The sequence below is a fragment of the Candidatus Symbiothrix dinenymphae genome, from assembly GCF_001431085.1.
The window spans coordinates 1-455 of the sequence record NZ_BBRU01000399.1; the positions used below are offsets into that span (position 1 = coordinate 1).

Sequence of the window (455 nt, forward strand, 5' to 3'; positions counted from 1 at the left end):
GTAGTGACTAAGATGATACCGTTGGCCCCGCGAGACCCGTAGAGCACCGCTGCCGAAGCATCTTTCAGGATGGAGAAACTTTCGATGTCGTCCGGCTGCATACGCGCCAGGTCATCGGCAGTTGATTCAAATCCATCCACCAGGATTAAGGGTGATTTAGCGTAACCAAAGGTGGTAACGCCGCGCACAAAGAACTGTGCATTGTCCGCACCCGGCTCACCACTGGTCTGGTACGAAATCAGTCCCGGAATCTTCCCTGCAAAAGCAGAGGTAAGGTTCGAAGAGGGCACTTTCAGGTCGGATACCTTGACCGTCTCGATGGAGGCAACCACGCTGCTTTTCTTCTGCTTACCGAAAGCCACGATGGTCACTTCATCCAACTCATTGGACTTGGGCTTGAGCGGAATCACAAACTCCGCCTTGTCACCCACCGTCACAGTGTAGGTGTCGTACCC

General features: G+C 53.8%; 1 protein-coding gene. It reads right to left on the reverse strand.

Annotation, left to right across the window (positions count from 1 at the left end; genetic code table 11):
• The coding region (locus ASC50_RS04535) for a TonB-dependent receptor plug domain-containing protein (RefSeq protein ID WP_158648434.1) at positions 1–455 on the reverse strand (455 nt) is incomplete at both ends.